Below are 22,486 nucleotides of genomic sequence, written 5' to 3' on the forward strand. Positions count from 1 at the left end.
CGGCCTGACAGGTGATCAAGTACGCACTTCGAAGTGGGTGGTTACCCTGGGGTCAGCATCCAGGTCGGAGAGGTGGGGGAATGGCGACCGTACCGAGGCCGGGCCCGTACGTGTGCGGGATCGACGCCGCGATGGACGTCATCGGCGGCAAGTGGAAGGTGCTGATCCTCTGGGCGCTGGACGAGCGCGGGAGCTGCCGGTTCGGCGAGCTGCGCCGGCTGGTGCCCGGCATCACCGAGAAGGTGCTCGCCGCCCACCTGCGCGAGCTGGAGGCGGACGGCGTGGTGCACCGCGAGTCGTACCAGGAGGTGCCGCCGCGGGTGGAGTACTCGCTGACGGCGGCCGGGGCGCGGCTCAACGCCGCGCTGGCCCCGCTGGGGGCCTGGGGCCGGGAGAACGTCCTCCCCGGCGCGCCCCGGTAGCACCGGGGCGCGTCCGACGGTGGGTCAGCGGTTCTCGTAGGACGGCTTGCGCTTCTCGGCGAAGGCGGCCATGCCTTCCTTCTGGTCGGCGGTGGCGAAGAGCGCGTGGAACAGCCGCCGCTCGAACCGGACGCCTTCGGCGAGGGTGGTCTCGAAGACCCGGTTGACGCTCTCCTTCATCATCACGGCCGCCGGGGCGGACATCGCCGCCACCGTCTCGGCGGTCGCCAGTGCCTCGGTGAGCAGGTCGGCGGCGGGGACGATGCGGGAGACGAGTCCGGCGCGTTCGGCCTCCTCGGCGCCCATCGTGCGGCCGGTCAGGCAGAGGTCCATGGCCTTGGCCTTGCCGACGGCGCGGGTCAGTCGCTGCGAGCCGCCGATGCCGGGGATCACCCCGAGCTTGATCTCCGGCTGGCCGAACTTCGCGGTGTCGGCGGCGATCAGGATGTCGCAGAGCATCGCCAACTCACAGCCGCCGCCCAGCGCGTAGCCCGCCACCGCGGCCACCACCGGCTTCCGCAACCGCCCCAACTCGTCCCAGGGGCCGAGCCAGTCGTCCAGGTAGACCTGGGGGAAGGCGTTGCCCTGCATCTCCTTGATGTCGGCCCCGGCCGCGAACGCCTTCTCCGAGCCGGTGATCACCAGCGCACCGGTCCCCGGATCGCGGTCGAAGGCGGTCGCCGCCGCCACCACCTCGCGCATCAGCTGGTTGTTCAGCGCGTTCAGCGCCTCCGGCCGGTTGAGCGTGATCAGCCCGACCCGGCCCCGCTGCTCCACCAGGATCGTCTGGTACTCGGTCATCGCCGTTGACTCCCTCGGTACGTGGGTTCCGTGACGAGGGACACCCTTCCCGACCGACCCGCCTCCGCGCCAGTCTCGGGATCCGAGACGACGATCACGTGTCGGCGCGCAGCAGCGCCGCCAGCGGCCTGGCCCGCACCTGCGGGGCGGGCCGGGAGACGTACAGCTCGGCGTGGAACCAGCCCTCGCTCTCCAGGCCGGCCGGGTCGAGGCCCGCGTCGAGCACCGCGCTCAGCGCCCCGGCCCGCTCCTCGATGCCGGTGAAGCGGCGCTGCCGGAAGGTCCGCGGCAGCCGCTCGGTGACCAGCCCGTACTCGGCCAGCGCCTCGGCGATCGGGCCGTACGGGACGGCGCGCAGCACGAAGGCGGCCACCCAGGGCGGGGAGTCGGCGCAGGCCAGCAGGCGGTCGAAGCTGACGGCGGAGACGTAGCCGACGCCGCCGGTGACGGTGACCAGACCGGCGTCGGCGACCGCGGCCCGCAGGGCGGCGGAGGGGGCGGCGCGCTCCAGGTTCTCGGCGAACCCGGCGGTCAGCAGGCCGGCCCGGCGGGCGTGCTCGACCGGGCCGCTCGCCACGTCCACACCGACCACCGGGACCGCCTCGGGGCGGCGCCGGGCGGCGTAGAACTGCCGGTCGCGGAGCGAGAGTTCGGGTGTGGAGAGGTCGTCCAGGGCCCGGTCGGTGTACCGGTGGTAGAGCTCCGTCAGGGTCACCTGGTGGTTGAGCAGTGCCGCGTTGATCCCGTACGAGCAGCACAGGTCCACCACCGTGCGCGGCTCCCGGGCGGCGGTGAGCTGGCGGAACACCCGCTGGGCGTGGTGTGGGGTGACGTACTCGTACGGGCCCAGGGCGCGGAAGTAGCCGCGCGGGTCGGGCTGCTCGTAGGCCTCGGCGAAGCTGGCCTTGCCCGGGACGGAGTGGCCGCTGGTCATGGTGCACACTCCTCGGTGCGAAGCCGGTGCCGGTGCCCGCGCGGACCGGCACCTTCCAGTCAAACGCTCCGGGGCCCGCCGGGCAACGGCTGGTCAGGCGGCCGGCCAGGCGCGCAGCAAGGAGTCGAGGGCGTCCAGGATCCGGGCCCAGCTCGCCTGCGAGTCGCGGGCGGTGTGGCCGAAGGCGCCGGCCTGCTCCAGCGTGACGTAGCCGTGGAAGGTGCTGCCGAGCAGCCGGATCGCGTCGGTCTCGTCCGGCTCGGCCAGGTCGTAGCCGCGCAGGATGGCCCGGGTCAGCGCGGAGTGCTTGCCGGCCGCGCCGGCCAGCGCGGCTTCCGGGTCTAGCGGGAACTGGGCGGCGGCGTACCGGCCGGGGTGCTCGCGGGCGTAGTCACGGTAGGCGTCGGCGAAGGCGGCCAGCGCGTCCTTGCCGGACCGGCCGGCCAGTGCGGCGGCGACCCGGTCGGCGAGTTCGGCCAGCGCGAGCAGGGCGATCCGGGTCTTCAGGTCCTGGGAGTTCCGGACGTGCGAGTAGAGGCTGGCGTCCTTGACCCCGAACCGGCGGGCGATCGCCGACAGGGTCACCTGGTCGAAGCCGACCTCGTCCGCGAGCTCGGCCCCGGCCAGGGCCAGCACTTCCTTGGTCAGCCCGGCTCTCGCCATGTCGTCCCGCTCTTTCCCTGGGTTGATTATCCATTTGCCTAATACTCCTAGGTATTTTAGCGTACGTCCCATGAAGCCGTTGACCGAGCAAGAGATCCGAGCCGCGTTCCTGAACTGCACCAAGGGCGAGGCCAAGCGTCTGAACGTGCCGCGCGGGCTGCCCGAGCTGCCTTGGGAGGACCTGGACTTCCTGGGCTGGCGGGACCCGCAGGCACCCGAACGGGCCTACCTGGTGGCCGAGTTGGACGGTCGGTTGGCCGCGGTCGCGCTGCGCCTGTCGGCCGGTGGGGCCGGCCAGGCCCGCCGCAGCATGTGCTCGCTGTGCCTGACCACGCACAGCGGGGGCGTCTCGCTGATGGTGGCCCCGCTGGCCGGCAAGGCCGGGCAGCAGGGCAACTCGGTGGGCGCCTACATGTGCACCGACCTGGCCTGCTCGCTGTACGTGCGCGGCAAGCGGGAGGCCGGCGCCGGCGGGCGACTGCACGAGTCGCTCACGCTGGCGGAGAAGAGCGAGCGGACGCTGGCCAACCTGGCGGCCTTCGTCGCGAAGGTGACGGCGTGACGCCTGGGGCTCTTCAGCGGGCCAGACCGAGCTCCTGCTCGCCCAGGTCGGCGAAGAAGCCGGCCACCTGGTCCTCCGTCACCTCGGCCAGGGTGGCGGGGGACCAGTGCGGGTCGCGGTCCTTGTCGACCACCTGCGCCCGGACGCCCTCGACCAGGTCGGGGGCGTCCAGGGCGGCGCAGGAGATCCGGAACTCCTGGTCCAGCGTCTCGGCCAGGGTGCGGTGTGTCCGGGCCCGGCGCAGCGCGGCCAGGGTGACCTTGAGCGAGGTCGGGGACTTGGCCCTGATCTGCTCGGCGGCCTCCTTGGCCTCGGTGATCCCGGCCGCGTCCAGCCGGGTCAGGATCTCCTCCACCGTGTCGGCCGCGTAGCAGGCGTCGATCCACTCCCGCTGCCCCGCGAGCGCGGCCTCCGGCGGCTCGGCGGCGTACCGCCCCAGCGCCTCGGCCGGCGTCGCCTCGGCCAGTGCGGCGGTGAAGCCGGCCAGCGCGGCCACCGGGACGAAGTGGTCGGCGAAGCCGCAGAGCAGCGCGTCGCCCGGGCCCATCGAGGCGGCGGTCAGACCCAGGTGGGTGCCGAGCTCGCCCGGGGCCCGCGCCAGCAGCCGGCTGCCGCCGACGTCCGGCACCAGGCCGATCCTGGTCTCCGGCATCGCCACCGTGGACCGCTCGGTGACCACCCGGACGCTGCCGTGCGCCGACAGGCCGACCCCGCCGCCCATGGTGATCCCGTCCATCAGCGCGACGTACGGCTTCGGGTAACGGGAGATCAGGTGGTTCAGCCGGTACTCGTCCCGGAAGAACCGCCGGGCGCCCGCGCCGCCCAGCTTGGCGTCGTCGTGCAGCGCCCTGATGTCGGCCCCGGCGCACAGCCCGCGCTCCCCGGCGCCGGTCAGCAGCACGGCCCCGACGCCGTCGTCCGTCGCCCAGTCGGTGAGCCGCCGCTCGATCGCCAGCAGCATGTCGTGGGTCAGCGCGTTCAGCGCCCGGGGCCGGTCCAGCGTGATCCGGCCCAGCCGGCCGACCTGCTCCAGCGCCACATCCGTCGTCATCGGGGCCCCACTTCGTCCGGGTACGTCTGTCGGGAGAACCCCGTCACCGTACCCGTCCGGGGTGGCTCCGGGTCAGGGGCTCCAGACCTGGAACTCGGAGAGCTGCCCGGCGGGCCAGCCGGTGTTCGCGGTGACCGTGACCCGGAGGAAGCGCTGGGCGGAGGCGGGGAGGCCGATGGAGACGGTGTTGTCGGTGGCGGGGTCCCAGGTGTAGGCGGCGGTGGCCTTCAGGGTGGTGAAGACGGCACCGTCGGTGGAGCCCTGGACGGTCAGGGTCTGGGTCCGGGCCCCCCAGCCGGCGGGGAGCCGGAGGACCACCCGGCCGACGCTCCGGGCCGACCCCAGGTCGACCTGGGCCCACTGCGGGAAGCTGTTGTCGGCGCTCTCCCAGTAGCTGTTCCGGTTGCCGTCGGTGAGGTTCGAGGCCGGGTAGCCGTTGGTGTGGCTGGACTCGCCGGTGGGCCGGCCCGCGGCCAGGTCGGTCGGGGCGGGGTCGCCGCCCGAGGCGGTGAAGGTGAGCTGGTTGAGGTTCCAACCGCCGCTGTCCTGCTGGATCGTCAGCACCTGGCGGCCGGCCGGCAGCGTGACGTTCGCGGTCACCGTGGTCCAGCTCTGCCAGCCGCCGGTGGCGGGGACGTTCACCGCGCCGCTGAGGTTGGCGCCCGAGGCGTCGGAGAGGTGCAGCGCCCCGGTCACGGCGGCGGGGGCGGCCAGCCGCAGGCTGACGGTGTAGCTGCCGGCGGCGGCGACGTTCACGGTGTGGCGGAACCACTGCCCCGCGCCGGTCCAGCCCAGGTTCCAGCCCCCGCCGGTGTCCGAGGTGGCCTCCAGGTCGACGCCGTCGGAGCGGTAGGCGGTGCCGCTGCCGTTGACGGAGCCGACGTGGTACGCGACGCCCTGGCCGCCGGTGTCGTAGTTCTCCGCCTGCACGGTGCCGGGCACGGCGGCGGGCGTGCCGCCGTACGGGCCGGTCGGGGTGGTGCCGCCCTCCCAGCTGTTGCCGCTGAGCGAGGCCGTGAAGCCGGCGGAGTTGTTGGCGTACGCGGTCGCCCCGGACTTCAGCCCGGTCAGGGTGTTGCCGGTGATGGTGGCCGATCCGGTGGGTGCCGGGTAGAAGGGCGGCGCGATCACGACGCCGTTGCGGCCGGGGGTGCTGACGGTGTTGTTCCGCAGCAGGGTGTTGGTCGAGGCGGAGAAGCCGATCGCGTCGTAGAGCGAGTCGCTGACGGTGTTTCCGGTCACCGTCACCTGGTCGACGATCCCGGTGTTCTGCCCGTCACCGCCGTTGCCGACGTGCAGCGCGGGCTGCCCCTGGCTGTAGGCGTTGCCGCCGGAGCGCAGCACGGTGTTGCCCGTGACGGTCGCGGACCGCAGGTCGTCGCCGTTGACGCCGAACCGGCCGGCCCCCAGGCCGATGTAGCGGGCGGTGTCGCTGACGTGGTTGCCGGTGACCTGGTGGCCGCTGCCCCCGTAGACGGCCACGCCCTTGCCGCCCCACGGCGCGATCGAGGTGTTGTCGCTGACCGTGGCGCCGGTCATCGGGTGGTAGTACGTCCGGGAGCCGTCGCCGTTGGTGTTGTAGGCCACCGAGTTGACCGCGATCGCGTCGTCCCCGGTGCCCCGGACGAAGTTGTCGGTGACGGTCAGGTTGTTCCCGGTGTCGGCGCCGAGTGCGACGTTGTTGACGTTGATGCCGTCCGCCCAGATGGACGTCAGCCGGCTGTTGCGCACCGTGCCGCCGGTGCCCGAGGCCCAGAACCCGGACATGGTGTGCTGGCTCCAGATGCCGCTGGCCGACCAGTTGGTGCCGGTGGTGTCCATCGCGCCGCCGTCACCGCCGATGGTGCTGCGGCTGACCGAGTTGGCGTCGATGTGGAAGTCCCGCACGGTGCAGGAGGTCACCGAGAACAGCGCGGCCAGCGGGGTGGAGTTGGGCACCGGTACGTCCCGGTAGACGGTGCTGTACCACTGCCCGGCGCCGGCGATGGTGATGCCCTGGGCGTGCAGGCCGGCGGTGCCCTTCACGTAGAAGGTGCCCGGCGGGATCCAGAGCACCCGGCCCTGCGCCTGGGCCTGGTCGATGCAGTTCTGGATGGCGGGGCCGCTGTCCGGAGCCTGGGTGGAGCCGGAGCCGTTGGTCGGGGTGTTGTCCGGGACCGCCCCGCAGCTGGTGATGGAGATCGAGTCGGCCGGCTGGGCGAGCGGGGCCGGCGGGTTCTCCGCGTCGATCACGTCGAGGTCGTAGAACGAGGCGCTGTTGGCGGCGTCCTTCTGGAGCGAGAAGGAGGCCCCGGCCGGGATCGGGGTGCCGGTGACGAAGGTGTGCGCCTCGTCCCAGAAGACCCGGGGGTTGCCGTCGGCCGGGTTCTGGTTGTCGCTGGTGTTGTAGTTGTTGTTGCCCTCGTACACCCAGCTCTGCTTGGAGTTGAGGTTCAGCGCCTGCCGGAACGTGCCGTCGACGTACAGGTTCAGGGTGGCCGTGAGGCCGCCGCCGGACGGGGCGTCGGGGATGCTGGCGCGGACGTTCAGGAAGCTGATGGGCCGTCCGGTGGTGTTGGTCCACCGGACCGACTGCCCGGTGGAGCCGAGCCGGACGTGGGCGTGGCCGGAGGCCTCCAGCTCGGGGCTGGAGTACGGGGTGGTCGGCGCCGACGTCACCGAGGTGACGGCCGCGCCGCCGCCGAGGGTGCCGGACTCGGCCTCGTAGCTGGTGAAACCGGTGGCGGCGCCCACCGCCGGGCTCGCGGCGGTGGAACTGACCGCCGGGACGACGGCCAGCAGCGCCAGGCTGGTGACGGCAACGGCCGCGCCACGGAGGGACCTTGGGAACTCCGGCATCTGACACTCCTTCAGCGGGACCGGTGGCGCCGGGCTCCGACCGTACAGAGCGCCCCGGGGGCTTGCAAGGTTCAGATCAAAAGGAGCAAAAATTTCACAGATCGGTGAAAGGTGCGCCGAGCACTAGGATGAGACGGCTGATCACCATGGGGGGTGTGCGCGTTGAACTTCTCGCTGCTCAACGACGAACCGGTGCACGGTGCCGCCGTGGACGAGGACGTACTCGGGACGGCCGAGGCGGCCGGGTCGCTGGCGGCGCTGATCCAGGCCTCGCGGGCGGCGACGCCGTTCACCATCGCGATCGACGCGGACTGGGGCATGGGCAAGAGCAGCCTGATGCACCAGATCGAGGCGGCGCTCAGGACGGACCCCGACACCGAGTGCGTCTGGTTCAACGCCTGGACGGCGGACGGTGCCGACGCCCTGGAAGGGGTCATCAAGTCGGTGCTGCAGCGCTTCGACCGCAACCTGCTGCGCCGGGTCTGGTACCGGACCAGTCGGCACGGCTGGCTGGTCTCGGCGCTGCGGATGACGGTCACCCTGCTGGCGGGGGTGTTCCGGGTGGACCGGATCGTCGACGAGCTCTGGGAGCGGATGGCGGCGGACGCGGCGGCGCGGAACGAGATCCGCCGGCTGATCGCCGACGCGGCCACCGAGTGGGCCGCGGTGCCCGGCAGTTGGCACCAACGGCGGCTGCTGGTGGTCTTCGTGGACGACCTGGACCGCTGTTCGGACGAGACCATCCTGGCGGTCTGCGAGGCGGTCAAGGTCTACCTCGACGTGCCCGGTCTGGCCTTCGTGCTGGGCTGCGACCAGAGCCGGATCGCGGACGTGGCGGAGGCTTCCGGGCGGGCCCTCAGCGCGGACTACCTGCAGAAGATCGTGCAGGTCAACTTCCGTATCCCGCCGATCGACCCGGCCCAGGCGCTCCGGCTGGTCCGGGCGTACGCCGCCCGGTCCGGCACGGTGGGGCTGCTGACGCCGCCGTTGCAGACGCTGGTGGCGGAGCGGACCGGCCGCAACCCCCGGCGGATCAAGCGGCTGATCAACAGTTTCGTGATGGCGCATCAGATCGACGCGCACTGGCACCGGTTCGGCGCGGAGGGGCTGCTCAGGTCGGTGCTGCTCCAGCAGCTCTACCCGGACTTCCACCGGGCCCTGGTCCAGCCCGGCGGTCCGGACCGGGTGGCCGAGTTCGTCACCTACTACGAGCTGCGCGGGCTGGTCCGCCGGGGTGGTTCGGAGCTGGGCGACGAGCTGTCGGCGCGGCTGGTGCCGCTGGCGGACCGGCTGGACCTGCGCCCGTCGGACGACTGGCCGCACTTCCTGGAGCAGTTGGAGCGGGCGCTGCCACCGGAGTACCCGCTGCTGGCGGCCGACCGGGGGTTTGTCCGGCTGGTGCTGGAACTGGCCGAACTGCCGGACTCCGCCGCGCTGCTGAGCCGGCTGCGGCGGAGCGTCGCGCTGGAGCCGCCCGCGCCGCAGGGCGCGCCGCAGACGGTGACCTACCAGGGCGCTCCGCCGCTCGACCTGCGCGGGGCCCGGGTGCTCTGGGTGGACGACAACCCGGGGAACAACGCCAACCTGGTGAGACTGCTGCTGAGTTCGGGCGTCGAGGTCCGGCAGGTGGTGGGCACGGCCGAGGCCCTGGCGGGGCTGGTCTGGCAGCCGCACGTGGTGATCACCGACCTGAAGCGCGACGACAACCCGAGGGCCGGGGTCGACGGGATCAGGGACATCAGGGCGCGGGGCTTCACCGGGCGGGTGATCGTCTACGCGCAGAGCCGCAACACGAACCTGCGGGCCGAGGCGGAGGCGCTGAACGCGGTCTCGGTCCGCTCGGAGACGGACCTGGTGGACCTGATCGAGGAGGCGGTGGCGGCCGCCCGCTGACGCGGGACCGCCGCCCCGCTCGGACGGGAGCGGGTCGGCGGTCGGCGGTGCGTCAGGCCAGGGTCAGGGCACGATCCGCCCGGTGACCTCGCCGAACGAGATCAGCGTGCCGTCCGGGCCCGGTGCGGTGGCCGTGATGGTGACGGTGTCGCCGTCCTCCAGGAAGGTCCGGGTGGTGCCGTCCGGGAGCTTGACCGGGTTCTCGCCGTTCCAGGTCAGCTCGATCAGCGCACCCCGGGTCTCCACCTCCGGGCCGCTGACGGTGCCGGAGGCGTACAGGTCGCCGGGGCGCAGCGAGGCGCCGTTGGCGGTCAGGTGGGCGAGCTGCTGGGCGGCCGTCCAGTACATCGAGGCGAACGGCGGCCGGGAGATCGGGTGGCCGTTCAGCCGGACCGTCAGGGTGAGGTCCAGGCCCCAGGGTTCGCCGCCCCGGTCGTCCAGGTAGGGCAGCGGCTCGACGTCGCGCGGCGGCGGGCTGACCCGGGCCTGCTCCAGGGCGTCCAGCGGGACCACCCAGGGCGACAGCGAGGTGGCGAAGGACTTGCCGAGGAACGGGCCGAGCGGCACGTACTCCCAGGCCTGCAGATCGCGGGCGGACCAGTCGTTGAGCAGGCAGACGCCGAACACGTGCTCGCGGAAGTCGGCCAGCGCGACCGGCTTGCCGAGCTCGCTGCCCGCGCCGACCACGAAGGCCACCTCGGCCTCGATGTCCAGTCGGCGGCTCGGGCCGAACGAGGGGACGGCGTCGGTGGGCGCCTTGCGCTGGCCGTGCGGGCGGACGATCTCGGTGCCGGAGGTGACGATCGTCCCGGCCCGGCCGTGGTACCCGATTGGCAGGTGCTTCCAGTTGGGGGTGAGCGGCTCGGTGCCCGGGCGGAACAGCTTGCCCAGGTTGGTGGCGTGGTGCTCGGAGGCGTAGAAGTCGACGTAGTCGGCCACCTCGAACGGCAGGTGCAGGGTGACCTCGCCGACCGGGTACAGGTGCGGGGAGAGCGCGGCGCGGTGCTGCTCCCCGCTCAGCCAGCCGGTCAGCGCGGCGCGGACCTCGGTCCAGGTCGGCCGGCCCGCCGCCAGCAGCGGGTTGAGGGTGTCGGCGTCCAGCAGCACCGAGGGTGCGCCGACCGCACGGGCGGCGGCGCCCGCGTCCAGCACGAAGTCGCCGACGGCGACGCCGATCCGGCGGCGGTCCGGCTGCTCGGCGGTGGAGAAGACGCCGTACGGCAGGTTGTGCAGGCCGAACGGGGAGTCCTGTGCGGACTCGAGCCAGCTGGTGGTCAACGGTTCTCCTGGGACATGAGGTCGAGTGCGGCCAGGTCGGCGAGCGGCTCCGCGATGCTGCAGGTGCCGAAGGCGGTGAACGAGGCCCGCGCGGTCGCCACCTGAGCATCCGTCAGGGCGCGGACGGCGGCGGCGACCACGGGGCCGGAGCGTTCGGCCAGCGCCTCGGCGGCCCGGCTCGGGTCGGCGGCGGCCAGCAGCACGTTGAGGAAGCCGTGGTGCTCGAAGCCGGTCACCGGGTCGGTGTGCCGCAGGGCGTTGTGCAGGCCCGCCGTGCACTTGTACGGCACCCCGCGCTCGGCGCAGGCGGTCAGCAGGGCGGCGAGCTCCGCCTCGGTCGGGAAGGCGTCGGCGGTCAGCCCGCCGGTGCGGAACTTGGCCCGGTGCGGTGTCCCGGCCAGCCGGTCGAGCCGCTTCACCAGCAGTTCGTCGCGCGGGAGTTCGAGCGAGACGGTGACGCCCTCGGGCAGTCCGGCGGGCACCTCCGTCCCGACCAGTTCGACCCCGACCACGTCCAGCCCGTGCAGGGGGACCGGGCCGGGCCGGTCACTGCCCCCCGGCAGTACCAGCCCGACCCGGAGTCCTGGGACGGCCGGTGCGGCCAGTTCACCGGCCCGGCCCGCCCCGCAGAGGAACGGGCCGACCGCGTCGGCGTACCAGGCCGAGCGGTGCCCCAGGTGCGCGGGCACCGCCTCGGCCAGCGGCAGGTCGCCGGGCGGGAACACCGCGGCGTCGTCGAACAGCCCTCGGAACAGCGCCGGTACGGTCATCGCCGACCGCCCGACCAGGTCCAGGCGTAGTTGCCGTCCTCGCTCGCGGCCGCGCCCTCGCCCAGCTCCAGCGGGCGGAAGGTGTCCACCATGACGGCGAGCTCGTCGAAGAACTCGGCGCCGATCGACCGCTCGTACGCGCCCGGCTGCGGGCCGTGGGTGTGGCCGCCCGGGTGCAGTGAGATCGAGCCCTGGGCGATGCCGGAGCCCTTCCGCGCCTCGTAGTTGCCGCCGCAGTAGAACATCACCTCGTCGCTGTCCACGTTCGAGTGGTAGTACGGCACCGGGATGGACAGCGGGTGGTAGTCCACCTTGCGCGGTACGAAGTTGCAGATCACGAAGTTGCCGCCCTCGAAGACCTGGTGGGCCGGCGGCGGCTGGTGGATCCGGCCGGTGAGCGGCTCGAAGTCGGCGATGTTCAGCGCGTACGGGTAGAGGCAGCCGTCCCAGCCGACCACGTCGAACGGGTGGTGCGGCACCGTGTACCTGGTGCCGGCCACGCCGCCCGGGCCCCGGTGCTTGACCAGCACGTCGACCTCGGCCGGGTCCTCGACCAGCAGTGGGCCGACCGGCCCGCGCAGGTCCCGCTCGCAGTACGGCGCGTGCTCCAGCAGCTGGCCGAACCGGGAGAGGTAGCGCTTGGGCGGGGTGATGTGGCTGTTCGCCTCGATGCAGTACGCGCGCAGCGGCGCGTCCGGGCCCGGCACCCAGCGGTGCGTGGTGGCCCGGGGGATGATCACGTAGTCGCCCTCGCCGACCGCCAGCGAGCCGAACACCGTCTCCAGCACGGCGGTGCCGGACTCGACGTACACGCACTCGTCGCCGAGCCCGTTGCGGTAGAGCTCGCTCGGCGCGCCGGCCACCACGTAGGACAGTCGGACGTCACCGTTGCCGAGCAGCAGCCGCCGCCCGGCAACCACGTCGGTGTCCTGCCACTCCTCGCCCTTGAACAGCTCGTGCAGCTTCAGGTGACGGGGGATCAGCGGGTGGTTGGGGGTGGTGCGCTGATCGGGCAGCTCCCACGGCACGGCGGCGGTGATCGCCGACGGGATGCCCCGGTGGTAGAGCAGCGAGGAGTCCGAGGTGAAGCCCTCCTCGCCCATCAACTCCTCGTAGTACAGCCCGCCTTCGGGCGTGCGGTGCTGGGTGTGCCGCTTGGGCGGGATGCTGCCCAGCTGCCGGTAGTGCGCCATGTCCGTGATCCTCCCGAGCCGGTCTCAGAGGTTGCCGCGCTTGTCCTGCTCGCGCTCCAGGGACTCGAACAGGGCCTTGAAGTTGCCCTTTCCGAAGCCCAGCGAACCGTGCCGCTCGATGAACTCGAAGAACACCGTCGGCCGGTCGCCCTGCGGCTTGGTGAAGATCTGCAGCAGGTAGCCGTCCTCATCACGATCGACCAGGATGCCGCGCTTCTTGAGCTCCTCGACCGGGACCCGGACCTTGCCGATCCGCTCCCGCAGCAGCGGGTCGTCGTAGTACGAGTCCGGGGTGTTCAGGAACTCCACGCCGTTGGAGCGCAGGATGTCCACCGTGGTCAGGATGTCGTTGGTGGCCAGCGCCAGGTGCTGGCAGCCCGGGCCGCCGTAGAACTCCAGGTACTCGTCGATCTGCGACTTCTTCTTGGCGATCGCGGGCTCGTTCAGCGGGAACTTCACCCGGTGGTTGCCGCTGGCGACCACCTTGCTCATCAGCGCCGAGTACTCGGTGGCGATGTCGTCGCCGACGAACTCGGCCATGTTCTCGAAGCCCATGACCCGGTTGTAGAAGCCGACCCACTCGTCCATCTTGCCGAGTTCGACGTTGCCGACCGCGTGGTCCAGGGCCTGGAACAGCCGCTTGGGGTGGCCCTCGGGGCGCTGCACCCGGGTCTGCGCGGTGACGAAGCCGGGCAGGTAGGGGCCGTGGTAGCGGGACCGGTCGACCAGGGTGTGCCGGGTCTCGCCGTAGGTGGCGATCGCGGCCCGGCGGACGGTGCCGTGCTCGTCGGTGACGTCGTTCGGCTCCTCCAGCACGGTGGCGCCGGTGGCGCGGGCGTGCGCGATGCACTTGTCCACGTCCGGGACCTCCAGCGCCAGGTCGACCACGCCGTCGCCGTGGCGGCGGTGGTGGTCCAGCAGCGGGCTGTCCGGGGAGACCCCGCCCTTGATCACGAAGCGGCAGGAGCCGGAGCGCAGCACGAACGCCTTGCGGTCCCGGCGGCCGGTCTCGGGGCCGGAGTAGGCGACCAGCTCCATGCCGAAGACGGCCTGGTAGAACTGGGCCGCCTGGGTGGCGTTGCCCACCACGAAGACGATGGCGTCCTGGGCGATGACCGGGAACGGGTCACCGGCGGCGTCGTGCTCGACCAGGCCCACCAGGCGGCGCAGCTGCTCCGCGTCGAGGCCGGCCTCGAGCTCCTCGGGGGTCAGTTCAACGGCGTTGGCGGTCATGGGTTCCTCCACGTTGAGGCTTGCGGTGCGCTGAGCTTGCTCCCGCCCGGTTGATTGGGCAACAGATCCATGATCCGCTGCTCAATGTGTACAAGCTGAGCAGCACGGGGCCGCCGGGGCTGGTCAGATTGTCCAGGGTCGGCCCGGGCTCTTGTGGCCCGCCCGGTCAGCCGAGTAGGGCGTCGAGCACCTCCGCGTCGGTGGTCTGGCCGAAGTCCGCGTAGAACGAGCCGATCGCCAGGAAGTCGGCCGGCTCGGCGACGCAGACCAGCTCGTCGGCCTCGCCGCGCAGCCGGTCCCGCCAACCGGCCGGGGCGACCGGGACGGCCAGCACCACCCGGGCGGCGCCGCGCTGTCTGACGATCCGGCAGGCGGCCTTCGCGGTGGACCCGGTGGCGATCCCGTCGTCCACCACCACCACGGTCCGCCCGCTCAGCTCCACCGGCGGCCGTCCGCCCCGGTAGCGCGCGGAGCGGCGGGCCAGCTCGGCCCGCTCGACCCGCTCCACCTCGGCCAGCTGAGCGTTCGTCACCCGGGCGGCCAGGCGGATGCGTTCGTCCAGCACCCGGGCCCCGCCCTCGCCGATCGCGCCCATCCCCAGCTCGGGCTGGACCGGCACGCCGAGCTTGCGCACCACGCAGATGTCCAGCGGCGCTCCGAGCGCCCGGGCCACCTCGGCGGCCACCGGTACGCCGCCGCGCGGCAGGCCCACCACCACCGCGTCGGGGACCGCACCGAGCCGGGCGGCCAGCTGCCGCCCCGCGTCCCTCCGGTCGGTGAACCACATCCCACGGCCTCCGCCTCCCACCGTACGTCCCGGCCGGTGGCCCCGGATGTCCCGCGCGGCGGGTCGGGACCCGGTGCGGGCGGTGCCCCCGTGTGTCCGGGACCTCGGGATCGCCAGGGTGGAGGTCCGAACCGCGAACGACAGAGGAGGCCACCGTGGCCGGCAAGACCAACAGCCCCGCCCACGGCCTGTTCACCACCGGCGAGCCGGTCAGCGCCTGGACGGTCAGTACCGCCCTCCCCGTCACCTACCAGGTCGGCTTCACCCCGCAGCTGCTCCACCCGGGCAACCCGGCGCTGGCCTCCGCCGGGGCCCTCCCCGGACGGCGCCTGGTGGTGGTGGAGGAGACCGTGCACGCGCTCTACGGGGAACGGATCGCGGCCTACTTCGGGGCCCGTGACCTGGACGCCGAGCTCTTCGTGCTGGCGGCGCACGAGCAGGTCAAGACGATGGAGTCGGTGTTCGAGGTCGCCGACCGGATGGACCGCTTCGGGGTCTCCCGGCGGGCCGAGCCGGTGATCGCGATGGGCGGCGGCGTCCTGACGGACGTGGTCGGCCTGGCCTGCAGCCTCTACCGCCGCTCGACCCCGTTCGTCCGGGTGCCCACCACGCTGATCGGGCTGGTGGACGCGGGCGTCGGGGCCAAGACCGGGGTCAACTTCGGCCGGCACAAGAACCGGCTCGGCACCTACCACCCGGCGGTGGCCACCCTGCTGGACCCGGCCTTCCTGGCCACCCTGGACCAGCGGCACCTGAGCAACGGCCTGGCCGAGATCCTCAAGGTCGCCCTGATCAAGGACCGGCGGCTGTTCGAGCTGCTGGACCGGACCGGCGAGGCGCTGATCGACCAGCGCTTCCAGGGCCCCACCCCCGGCGGCGAGGTGCTGGTCCGGGCGGTGCACGGGATGCTCCAGGAGCTCCAGCCCAACCTCTGGGAGCACCGGCTGGAGCGCTCGATGGACTACGGCCACTCGTTCAGCCCGACCGTGGAGATGCGGGCGCTGCCCGAGCTGCTGCACGGCGAGGCGGTCTGCCTCGACATGGCGCTGACCACGGTGCTCGCCCAGCGGAGGGGACTGGTCGAGGCCGCCGAACGGGACCGCATCCTCGGCCTGATGCGCCGGCTCCGGCTCCCGGTCCGGCACCCGCTGCTGGAGCCGGGGACGCTGGCCGACGCGCTCACCGACACCGTCCGGCACCGGGACGGCCGGCAGCGCTTCCCGCTCCCGGTCGGTATCGGCGACGGCTGCTTCGCCGACGACCTGACCGCCGCCGAGATCGGCCGGGCGGCCACCGAACTGGAGGAACTGGCATGCGTGGCACCGTGATCGTGTCCGACACCCGGGGCCCGGCCGACGTGCACGGCGTGCACGGCACCCGGGGCCTGACCCGATGGGCCTGTCTGGCCCGCAGACCGGGACTGCTGGGCGGCTGGGAGGCGGTCGAATGGGCCAGCATCCCGCCCGGCGGCGTCAGCGGGGAGCACCTGCACACCCGCACCGAGGAGTGCTACGTGCTCCTCACCGGCCGGGGGGTCGTCACCCTCGACGGCCGACCCCACCCCGTCGAGGCCGGGGACGTCGTGCTCACCGGCCTCGGCACCACCCACGGTCTCCGCAACGCGGGCACCGAGGCGCTGGACTGGCTGGTGATCGAGATGCCCGCCGTACCCCTTCCCCGGCCACGGATGCCGATCCTGCGGCACGCCGTGGTGACCAACCTCCGCCGGGTCGGCCCGATCGACCCCGGTGTGGTGCTCACCGGGCCGCTGCGCCACCTGGAACTGGTCCGGCTGCGGCCCGGCGAGCGGGTCGAACTGTCCGCCGACGCGACCGAGCACACCGTCTTCGTGACGGCCGGCCGCGGCCGGGCCGCCGCGGCGGACGTCCGGGTGCCGCTGGAGCCCGGACGGTCCGTCACCCTCCCGCTCGGCAGCTCGGCGGCGCTCACCGCCGGGAACGACGGGCTGGAGTACGTCCACGCGGTGCTCACCGTGCCGCCCGCCGAACGTCCTGGAGACCTCCGATGATCGTCACCGACGCGGCCCACGCCGCCGTCCACCTGGGCCCCGGCACCCAACGGGTCCGCACCCGCTGCCTGGCCCGCCGGGGCATGCTGCACAGCGAGACCGAGGCGGTCGACCACGTCCGGCTCAGCCCCGGCGCCTGCTACGACCTGAGCGGCCGGGCCGGCACCGAGGCGGCCTGGTACGTGCTGCGCGGCCCGGTCGCGCTGCTGGACTGCCCCGAGCAGCCGCAGCACCTGCTGGCCGAGGGCGACCTGCTGCTCGCCCCCGAGGGCGGCCGGGTGCACCTGCACGGCGGCCCGCTCGGCGCCGAGCTGCTCTGCCTGACCGTGCTGCCGGACGCGGTCAGTCGTGAACTCCCGGAGCGGAAGCCGAAGTTGGGACGCGTCTCGCAGTCGGCGCGGGCCGGGACCTGATCGGGACACCGCGCCCTCCCGCCCGGGACCACGGGCAGGACACCTTCGAAGCAGCAGGACCGAGCAAGGAGCGTCCGAGATGACCAGCACCGTGATCACCGCCCTCCACCGGGGCCGCGCCGTGGACCCGGGCCGGGTGCTCACCGGTCCGCTGCGCGGGGTCGGCCTCAGCTGGCTGGAGCCGCAGCAGAGCGTCGAGCTGACCGCCGACGGCGTCGAGCACACGCTCTACGTCACCGCCGGAGCCGGCCGGGCGAGCACCGGCGAGACCGATGTGCCGCTCGCCGAAGGCACCGCCGTCACGCTGCCGCTGGGCGGCGAACTCGTCCTCACCGCCGGGGCATCGGGCCTGGAGTACTTCCACGCCGTCCTGGCCGTACCGGGAGAAGGCCCCCGATGATCGTCACCACCGCCTCCGCCGCCGCCATGACCGTGGTCGGCCCCGGCAGCGAGCGCACCCGGGTGAGCTGCCTGGCCCGCCGCGACCTGGTCGCCGCCGACTGCGAGTCCTTCGAACACCTCCGGCTCAGCCCCGGCGGCGGCCACCACCGCGCTGGCCGCCGGGCGACCGAGGCCGCCTGGTACGTGCTGCGCGGCCCGGTGGTCGCCGAGCAGCACCCCGACCGGGCCCAGCACCTGGCCGACGCCGGCGACCTGCTGCTGGTCCCGGCCGGCCAGGACCTGGATCTCAAGGCCGGGCCGCTCGGCGCCGAGCTGCTCTGCCTGACCCTCGGCGCCGGGCCCGCCCCGCGCCGGCGTCCGCTGCCGCGCCGCCGTACCCACCCGTGAGGACTGAATCATGAGCGCCATCCCCGGTGCCCTCGCCGTGCACCACGTCGCGTACACCGTGCCCGACCTCGACCAGGCGGTCACCTTCTTCACCGAGGTGATCGGCGCCGAACTGCTCTACCGGACCGGTCCCGTGCACGACCCGGACGGCGACTGGATGACCCGTCAGCTCGGCGTCCACCACCGGGCCGCCGCGTACGTGGCGATGCTCCGGCTGGGACCGGTGACCAACCTGGAGCTGTTCGAGTACAGCTCGCCGGACCAGCGCCGCGAGCTGCCCAGGAACAGCGACTGGGGCGGCCACCATCTGGCCATCGCGGTCACCGACGTGGACGCCGCCGCCGCGTACCTGCGGGAGCAGCCCGGCGTGCAGGTGCTCGGTCGGCCGGAGACGGTGGCCGACGGCGGCCCGATCGACGGCGACCGCTGGGTGTACTTCCGGGCGCCGTGGGGCCTGCAACTGGAGCTGATCGACCTGCCGCCCGGGCTCCCGTACGAGCAGGGCACCGAGGCCCGGCTCTACCGGCCGACGCAGAGCTGGAGGTGAGGTCGTGCCGAGCGCCACCGCCGCCGTGGTGCGGGGCCCCGGGCAGCCGTTCACCCTGGAGCCGGTCCGGCTGGACGACCCGCGCCCCGACGAGGTGCTGGTCCGGATCGCCGCCGCCGGGATCTGCCACACCGACCTGAGCGTCCGGGCCGGGCACACCCCGGGCCCGCTGCCCGCCGTGCTCGGCCACGAAGGCGTCGGGACGGTCGAGGCGGTGGGCGGCGCGGTGACCCGGCTGACGGTCGGTCAGACCGTGCTGCTCACCTTCGCCTCCTGCGGGCGGTGCCCGGAGTGCCGGGCCGGGCGGCCGGTGCGGTGCGCCCACTGGCCCCGGCTCAACCTGTTCGGTGGCAGCCGCGCGGACGGCAGCGCCACCCTCGCCGGCGCCGACGGCTCGCCGCTGCACGGGCACTTCTTCGGCCAGTCCTCGTTCGCCACCCTGGCGCTGGCCACCGAACGCAACGCGATCCCGGTGCCGGCCGGGCTGCCGGCCGAGCTGCTGGCCCCGTTCGGCTGCGGCGTCCAGACCGGCGCGGGGGCGGTGCTGAACGTGCTGCGGCCCGAACCGGGCGACACCCTGGTGGTGTTCGGTGCCGGGGCGGTCGGGCTGTCGGCCCTGCTGGCCGCCCGGCTCACCCCGGCCACCCGGCTGGTCGCGGTGGACGTCCGGCCGGAACGGCTGCTGCTGGCCCGCGAGCTGGGCGCCACCGAGGTGGTGGACGCCCGCACCGAGGACCCGGTCGCGGCGGTGGCGGAGCTGACCGGGGGCCGGGGGGCCGAGCACACCCTGGAGACCAGCGGACAGCTCGGTGCGCTCGACGCGGCGGTCCGGGCGCTGGCGGTCGGCGGCACCTGCGCGGTGGTCGGGGCGCCGCCGACGGGCAGCCGGCTCGCCCTGGACGTACCGGCGCTGCTCGACCGGGTGCCGAGGATCGTCGGCGTCAACCAGGGGGCCAGCCGGCCCGGGCGGTTCCTGCCCGCGCTGGTGGACCTGTACCTGGCGGGCCGGCTGCCGGTGGACCGGCTGGTGCGGACCTTCCCGTTCGCCGAGGTGGAGCGGGCCGCGACGGCCGCGGCGGCGGGGGAGGTGGTCAAGCCCGTCCTGGTGATGCCCTGACCGGGGACGACCCACCAGCATGTCACAGTCGGTCATCGAAGCGTCACTGGTAGCGTCGGCCAGGTGGACGAGCAGCAGAGGGACAGCGGTCCGGTGCGGGTACTGATCGTGGACGACCATCCACTCTTCCGGGAAGGTCTGAAGGCCGCCCTGCAGAGCGCCGAGGGGATCGAGGTGGTCGGCGAGGCGGAGACCGTCGCGGCCGTCCCGGGCGCGGTGGCCGAGTGCCTCCCCGACGTGGTGGTGCTGGACCTCTCGCTGCCCGACGGCTCCGGCCTGGAGGCGGCCCGCAGACTGGCCGAGCAGACCCCGACCGCGCCCGTCCTGATGCTCACCATGGCCGACGACGACGGGAGCCTGCTGGCCGCCCTGCAGGCCGGCGCGCGCGGCTACCTGGTCAAGGGCGCAGGACGGGACGAGGTGCTGCACGCGGTGCGCACGGTGGCGGCCGGCGGTGCGGTGTTCGGCTCCGAGATCGCGGTCCGGATCACCGCGCTGCTGGCGGGCACCAAGCTCCGCGAGGCGGGCCAGCTGTTCCCCACCCTCACCGCCCGGGAGGCCGAGGTGCTCAACCTGGTGGCCCGGGGGCTGGACAACCGGCGGATCGCCCGCGAGCTGGTGGTGGCCGAGAAGACCGTCCGCAACCACGTCACGCACATCTTCGAGAAGCTGCACGTCGTCACCCGGGCCGAGGCGGTGGCCCGGGCCAGGGACATGGGCCTGGGCGGCGACTGAGGACCGGGTCGGGACCGTGGCCCCTCGCGCTCGGGACCGCGGGCCGACCAGCATGGGCCAACCAGGGCACCCGGCTGCTGGGGCCGATCGGGACACGCGAGGTGGCCGCGCGGGGTAAGGAGCGTCGTCGATGAGCGAGCAGGAGAGCACCACCACGGCCAGGGCGTTCGCGGCCGCCGCCCTGGCCCTGCTGTGCACCGTGGTCTGGGTGGTCCTCGCACTCGCCAACGGCGGCCTCGAAGGCATCAGCGACCACTACTTCTTCGACGGGGTCTGGGTCGCGCTCGGCCTGACCTTCACGCTCTCCGGCCTGGTCCTGGTGATCAACCGGCGAGGTCCGGGGCTCGGCGTCCTGCTGCTGGTCACCGGGGTGCTCCAGTCGCTCCGGATGGTGGTGCTGCTGGCCGCCGCGCTGGCCGAGGCGGGCCCGGGCGCGATGCGACTGATCGTGGTGCTGGTGCTGGCCGCCGACATCGCCAACGCCTTCATGGTGATCGGCTTCCCGCTCTGGCTCCCCGACGTCCGGCTCCCCGGCGGGATCTGGCGGGGCGTCACCGCGCTGGTCGCGGCCTGGAGCGTGCTGCTGGCCTTCTCCAACACCGCCCGGGTCACCGACTGGTACGAGCTGCCGAACCCGCTGCACGGCACCGCGCTCTTCAAGTGGCTGGACGGTTGGCTCGCCCCGTACGCCTTCGACCTGTTCACCGCGAGCCTGGCGCTGACCCTGACCATCGCGCTGGTCCGCTGGTGGCGCTCGCCCGGCCGGCACCCGCACCTGACCGTGCTGGTCACGGCCTACCTGGTGTGGGCCGCCCTGGTCACCGTCCCGCACTACCTCGGCGACTACCCGGACTGGCTGCCGTACGCGGTGGTGGTCGCGGGCGAGGCGGCCTGGATGCTGGTCCCGATCGCCACCTTCCGCCGGGACCGCTCGCTCTCGCTGGACCGGGCCGCCCGGCGCTACCTGGCCGGCTACGCGTTCTGCACCCTGCTCTTCATCGGCATGCTGGCCACCGCCTACCTGAGCCACCGGCTGCTGCCCGAGGGCGAACCGGCCACCCGCTGGTGGCTGATCCTGGTCGCCGCCGGGCTCGGTGCGCTGCTGCGGCCCGCCGCCCGGTTCGTGGTGCGTGCGGTGGACCGGTACTACTACGGCGAGCGGGCCCACCCGTACCAGGTGGTGCGCAGGCTCGCCGAGCGGATGAGCCGGACCGTCGACCCGGCCGAGGCGCCGTCGCTGCTCTGCCAGACCGTGGTGATCGCGCTCGGCCTGCCCGCCGCGCACGTCCGGGTCGGCACCCGGGGCGGGCCGCGGGAGCTGGCCGGGCTGGGCGACGCCGGCCTGCCCGCCGAGAGCTTCCCGCTCAGCTACGAGGGCGCGGTGATCGGCGAGCTGTCCGTGCCGCCGCGCTCCGGGCAGCGCGAACTGGACCGGCAGGACCGCGAGGTGCTGCGGCTGCTCGCCGACCAGGCCGCGCCCGCGATCGCCTCGCTCCGGCTGTACGAGGACCTGCAGGTCAGCCGGAAGCGGATCGTGCTGGCCCGGGAGGAGGAGCGGCGGCGGCTCCGGCACGACCTGCACGACGGGCTCGGGCCCGCGCTCTCCGGCCTCCGGCTGCAGATCGACGCGGCCCGCACCGGCATCGCGCCGGACTCGGCGGTCGCCGCCTCGCTCGGCACCGCCTCGGCCGGGATCGGCCAGGCGATCACCGAGCTGCGCCGGATCACCGACGGTCTGGCGCCCGCCGCGCTCGGCAGCGAGGGTCTGGCCGGGGCGCTGCGCCGGCTCGCCGACGGCCTGGGCAACCACGCCCTCCGGGTCACCCTCGACCTGGACCCGGACCCGCTGCCCACCCTGCCCGCCGCCGTCGAGGTGGCCATCTACCGGATCAGCGGCGAGGCGCTCAACAACGTGGTCCGGCACTCCGGCGCCGCCGCCGCCCGGCTCACCCTCCGGGTCCGCCCGGACGAGGTCACGGTCGAGGCCACCGACGACGGCGCGGGCTTCCCGGCGCACACCGGCGGCGCCGGGGTGGGCCTGCGCTCGATGGCGGAGCGGGCCGAGGAGCTGGGCGGCACCTTCACCGCCGCCAACGACTCCGAGGGCGCGGTGGTCCGGGCGGTGTTCCCCCGGGTGCACGGCTGACCCGGGCCGGGTGTCCTGGACCGAGTGGGGACCAGGAGCTCATGTGGGTGGGACCGGCCCGGGGGGACAGTGGTGGAACAGCCCCGCAGAGCGGAAGTGAGACACCTGATGGCAACGCACATCCAGCCGAAGCAGTACGGCAAGGGCGGCAGCCCCTGCGGTGGACCGGGACAGCCGCCTTGCCCGAAGAAGAAGTCCGAGGACGAGCCCGAGGAGGAGCAGGCCGGCCTGCTCGACCCGGCGGGCCCGGGCGGCGGCCCGGGGCAACCGGACTGCCCGTGAGCC

At 73.5% G+C, this 22,486-nt stretch carries 23 protein-coding genes; 13 read left to right on the top strand and 10 right to left on the bottom strand.

Annotation, left to right across the window (positions count from 1 at the left end; translation table 11 throughout):
- Positions 1–80 precede the first annotated feature (80 nt).
- A complete protein-coding gene (locus OHV05_RS27420) occupies positions 81–422 on the top strand; it encodes a winged helix-turn-helix transcriptional regulator (RefSeq protein ID WP_405020025.1) in 342 nt (113 codons plus the stop codon).
- A gap of 24 nt (positions 423–446) precedes the next feature.
- On the opposite strand, the gene OHV05_RS27425 is transcribed toward OHV05_RS27420, so the two are convergent.
- From OHV05_RS27425 to OHV05_RS27435, 3 genes are all read right to left on the bottom strand, one after another.
- Complete coding sequence (locus OHV05_RS27425; protein ID WP_405020026.1) at positions 447–1,223, bottom strand: enoyl-CoA hydratase; 777 nt, start codon at positions 1,221–1,223, stop codon at positions 447–449.
- Positions 1,224–1,317: 94 nt separating this feature from the next.
- Positions 1,318–2,157 carry a hypothetical protein gene (locus OHV05_RS27430; RefSeq protein WP_405020027.1) on the bottom strand — a complete coding sequence of 280 codons (840 nt, stop codon included), beginning with the start codon at positions 2,155–2,157 and terminating at the stop codon, positions 1,318–1,320.
- Positions 2,158–2,250: 93 nt separating this feature from the next.
- Complete coding sequence (locus OHV05_RS27435; RefSeq protein WP_405020028.1) at positions 2,251–2,820, bottom strand: TetR/AcrR family transcriptional regulator; 570 nt, start codon at positions 2,818–2,820, stop codon at positions 2,251–2,253.
- Positions 2,821–2,890: 70 nt separating this feature from the next.
- Here OHV05_RS27435 and OHV05_RS27440 point away from each other — a divergent pair, with 70 nt between their 5' ends.
- Positions 2,891–3,382 carry an FBP domain-containing protein gene (locus OHV05_RS27440; RefSeq protein WP_405020029.1) on the top strand — a complete coding sequence of 164 codons (492 nt, stop codon included), beginning with the start codon at positions 2,891–2,893 and terminating at the stop codon, positions 3,380–3,382.
- A gap of 13 nt (positions 3,383–3,395) precedes the next feature.
- Here the strand turns inward: OHV05_RS27440 and OHV05_RS27445 are convergent, their stop codons facing one another.
- Both OHV05_RS27445 and OHV05_RS27450 read right to left on the bottom strand, forming a co-directional pair.
- Positions 3,396–4,433 carry an enoyl-CoA hydratase/isomerase family protein gene (locus OHV05_RS27445; RefSeq protein WP_405020030.1) on the bottom strand — a complete coding sequence of 346 codons (1,038 nt, stop codon included), beginning with the start codon at positions 4,431–4,433 and terminating at the stop codon, positions 3,396–3,398.
- 72 nt (positions 4,434–4,505) lie between these two features.
- Positions 4,506–7,271: a discoidin domain-containing protein gene (locus OHV05_RS27450; RefSeq protein ID WP_405020031.1), complete on the bottom strand. Its 2,766-nt coding sequence runs from the start codon at positions 7,269–7,271 to the stop codon at positions 4,506–4,508.
- Between the two features lie 162 nt (positions 7,272–7,433).
- On the opposite strand from OHV05_RS27450, the gene OHV05_RS27455 reads away from it, so the two are divergent.
- A complete protein-coding gene (locus OHV05_RS27455; RefSeq protein ID WP_405020032.1) occupies positions 7,434–9,164 on the top strand; it encodes a P-loop NTPase fold protein in 1,731 nt (576 codons plus the stop codon).
- A gap of 63 nt (positions 9,165–9,227) precedes the next feature.
- Here the strand turns inward: OHV05_RS27455 and fahA are convergent, their stop codons facing one another.
- The 5 genes from fahA to OHV05_RS27480 all read right to left on the bottom strand — a co-directional run bounded on the left by fahA (position 9,228) and on the right by OHV05_RS27480 (position 14,425).
- Entirely contained in the window at positions 9,228–10,442 is a 1,215-nt protein-coding gene (gene fahA / locus OHV05_RS27460) for a fumarylacetoacetase (protein WP_405020033.1), read from the bottom strand.
- A complete protein-coding gene (locus OHV05_RS27465; protein ID WP_405020034.1) occupies positions 10,439–11,212 on the bottom strand; it encodes a hypothetical protein in 774 nt (257 codons plus the stop codon). Before OHV05_RS27465 ends, fahA begins: the two co-directional genes overlap by 4 nt.
- On the bottom strand, positions 11,209–12,405 hold the full coding sequence (locus OHV05_RS27470) for a homogentisate 1,2-dioxygenase (RefSeq protein WP_405020035.1): 1,197 nt from the start codon (positions 12,403–12,405) through the stop codon (positions 11,209–11,211). The genes OHV05_RS27465 and OHV05_RS27470 overlap by 4 nt, the downstream gene beginning before the upstream one ends.
- 24 nt (positions 12,406–12,429) lie before the next feature.
- Complete coding sequence (gene hppD, locus OHV05_RS27475) at positions 12,430–13,566, bottom strand: 4-hydroxyphenylpyruvate dioxygenase (RefSeq protein ID WP_369824411.1); 1,137 nt, start codon at positions 13,564–13,566, stop codon at positions 12,430–12,432.
- Between the two features lie 238 nt (positions 13,567–13,804).
- Positions 13,805–14,425 carry a phosphoribosyltransferase gene (locus OHV05_RS27480; protein ID WP_405020036.1) on the bottom strand — a complete coding sequence of 207 codons (621 nt, stop codon included), beginning with the start codon at positions 14,423–14,425 and terminating at the stop codon, positions 13,805–13,807.
- A gap of 155 nt (positions 14,426–14,580) precedes the next feature.
- Between OHV05_RS27480 and OHV05_RS27485 the strand changes: the two genes are divergently transcribed.
- The 10 genes from OHV05_RS27485 (at position 14,581) to OHV05_RS27530 (ending at position 22,483) form a co-directional block, all read left to right on the top strand.
- Complete coding sequence (locus OHV05_RS27485) at positions 14,581–15,753, top strand: sedoheptulose 7-phosphate cyclase (RefSeq protein WP_405020037.1); 1,173 nt, start codon at positions 14,581–14,583, stop codon at positions 15,751–15,753.
- A complete protein-coding gene (locus tag OHV05_RS27490) occupies positions 15,738–16,454 on the top strand; it encodes a cupin domain-containing protein (RefSeq protein WP_405020038.1) in 717 nt (238 codons plus the stop codon). The genes OHV05_RS27485 and OHV05_RS27490 overlap by 16 nt, the downstream gene beginning before the upstream one ends.
- Positions 16,451–16,867: a hypothetical protein gene (locus tag OHV05_RS27495; protein ID WP_405020039.1), complete on the top strand. Its 417-nt coding sequence runs from the start codon at positions 16,451–16,453 to the stop codon at positions 16,865–16,867. The genes OHV05_RS27490 and OHV05_RS27495 overlap by 4 nt, the downstream gene beginning before the upstream one ends.
- 79 nt (positions 16,868–16,946) lie before the next feature.
- Entirely contained in the window at positions 16,947–17,267 is a 321-nt protein-coding gene (locus tag OHV05_RS27500) for a hypothetical protein (RefSeq protein ID WP_405020040.1), read from the top strand.
- On the top strand, positions 17,264–17,656 hold the full coding sequence (locus tag OHV05_RS27505; protein WP_405020041.1) for a hypothetical protein: 393 nt from the start codon (positions 17,264–17,266) through the stop codon (positions 17,654–17,656). Before OHV05_RS27500 ends, OHV05_RS27505 begins: the two co-directional genes overlap by 4 nt.
- A gap of 10 nt (positions 17,657–17,666) precedes the next feature.
- Positions 17,667–18,203, top strand: coding sequence for a VOC family protein (locus OHV05_RS27510; RefSeq protein WP_405020042.1), 537 nt, complete (start codon positions 17,667–17,669; stop codon positions 18,201–18,203).
- 4 nt (positions 18,204–18,207) lie between these two features.
- On the top strand, positions 18,208–19,320 hold the full coding sequence (locus tag OHV05_RS27515) for an NAD(P)-dependent alcohol dehydrogenase (protein WP_405020043.1): 1,113 nt from the start codon (positions 18,208–18,210) through the stop codon (positions 19,318–19,320).
- Between the two features lie 63 nt (positions 19,321–19,383).
- Positions 19,384–20,055: a response regulator gene (locus OHV05_RS27520; RefSeq protein ID WP_405020044.1), complete on the top strand. Its 672-nt coding sequence runs from the start codon at positions 19,384–19,386 to the stop codon at positions 20,053–20,055.
- Positions 20,056–20,185: 130 nt separating this feature from the next.
- Positions 20,186–22,201: a histidine kinase gene (locus OHV05_RS27525; protein WP_405020045.1), complete on the top strand. Its 2,016-nt coding sequence runs from the start codon at positions 20,186–20,188 to the stop codon at positions 22,199–22,201.
- A 108-nt stretch (positions 22,202–22,309) separates the two neighbouring features.
- Positions 22,310–22,483: a hypothetical protein gene (locus OHV05_RS27530; protein ID WP_405020046.1), complete on the top strand. Its 174-nt coding sequence runs from the start codon at positions 22,310–22,312 to the stop codon at positions 22,481–22,483.
- Positions 22,484–22,486 lie beyond the last annotated feature (3 nt).

Origin of the sequence: Kitasatospora sp. NBC_00070 (assembly GCF_045041205.1) — a bacterium.
GTDB lineage: Bacteria > Actinomycetota > Actinomycetes > Streptomycetales > Streptomycetaceae > Kitasatospora.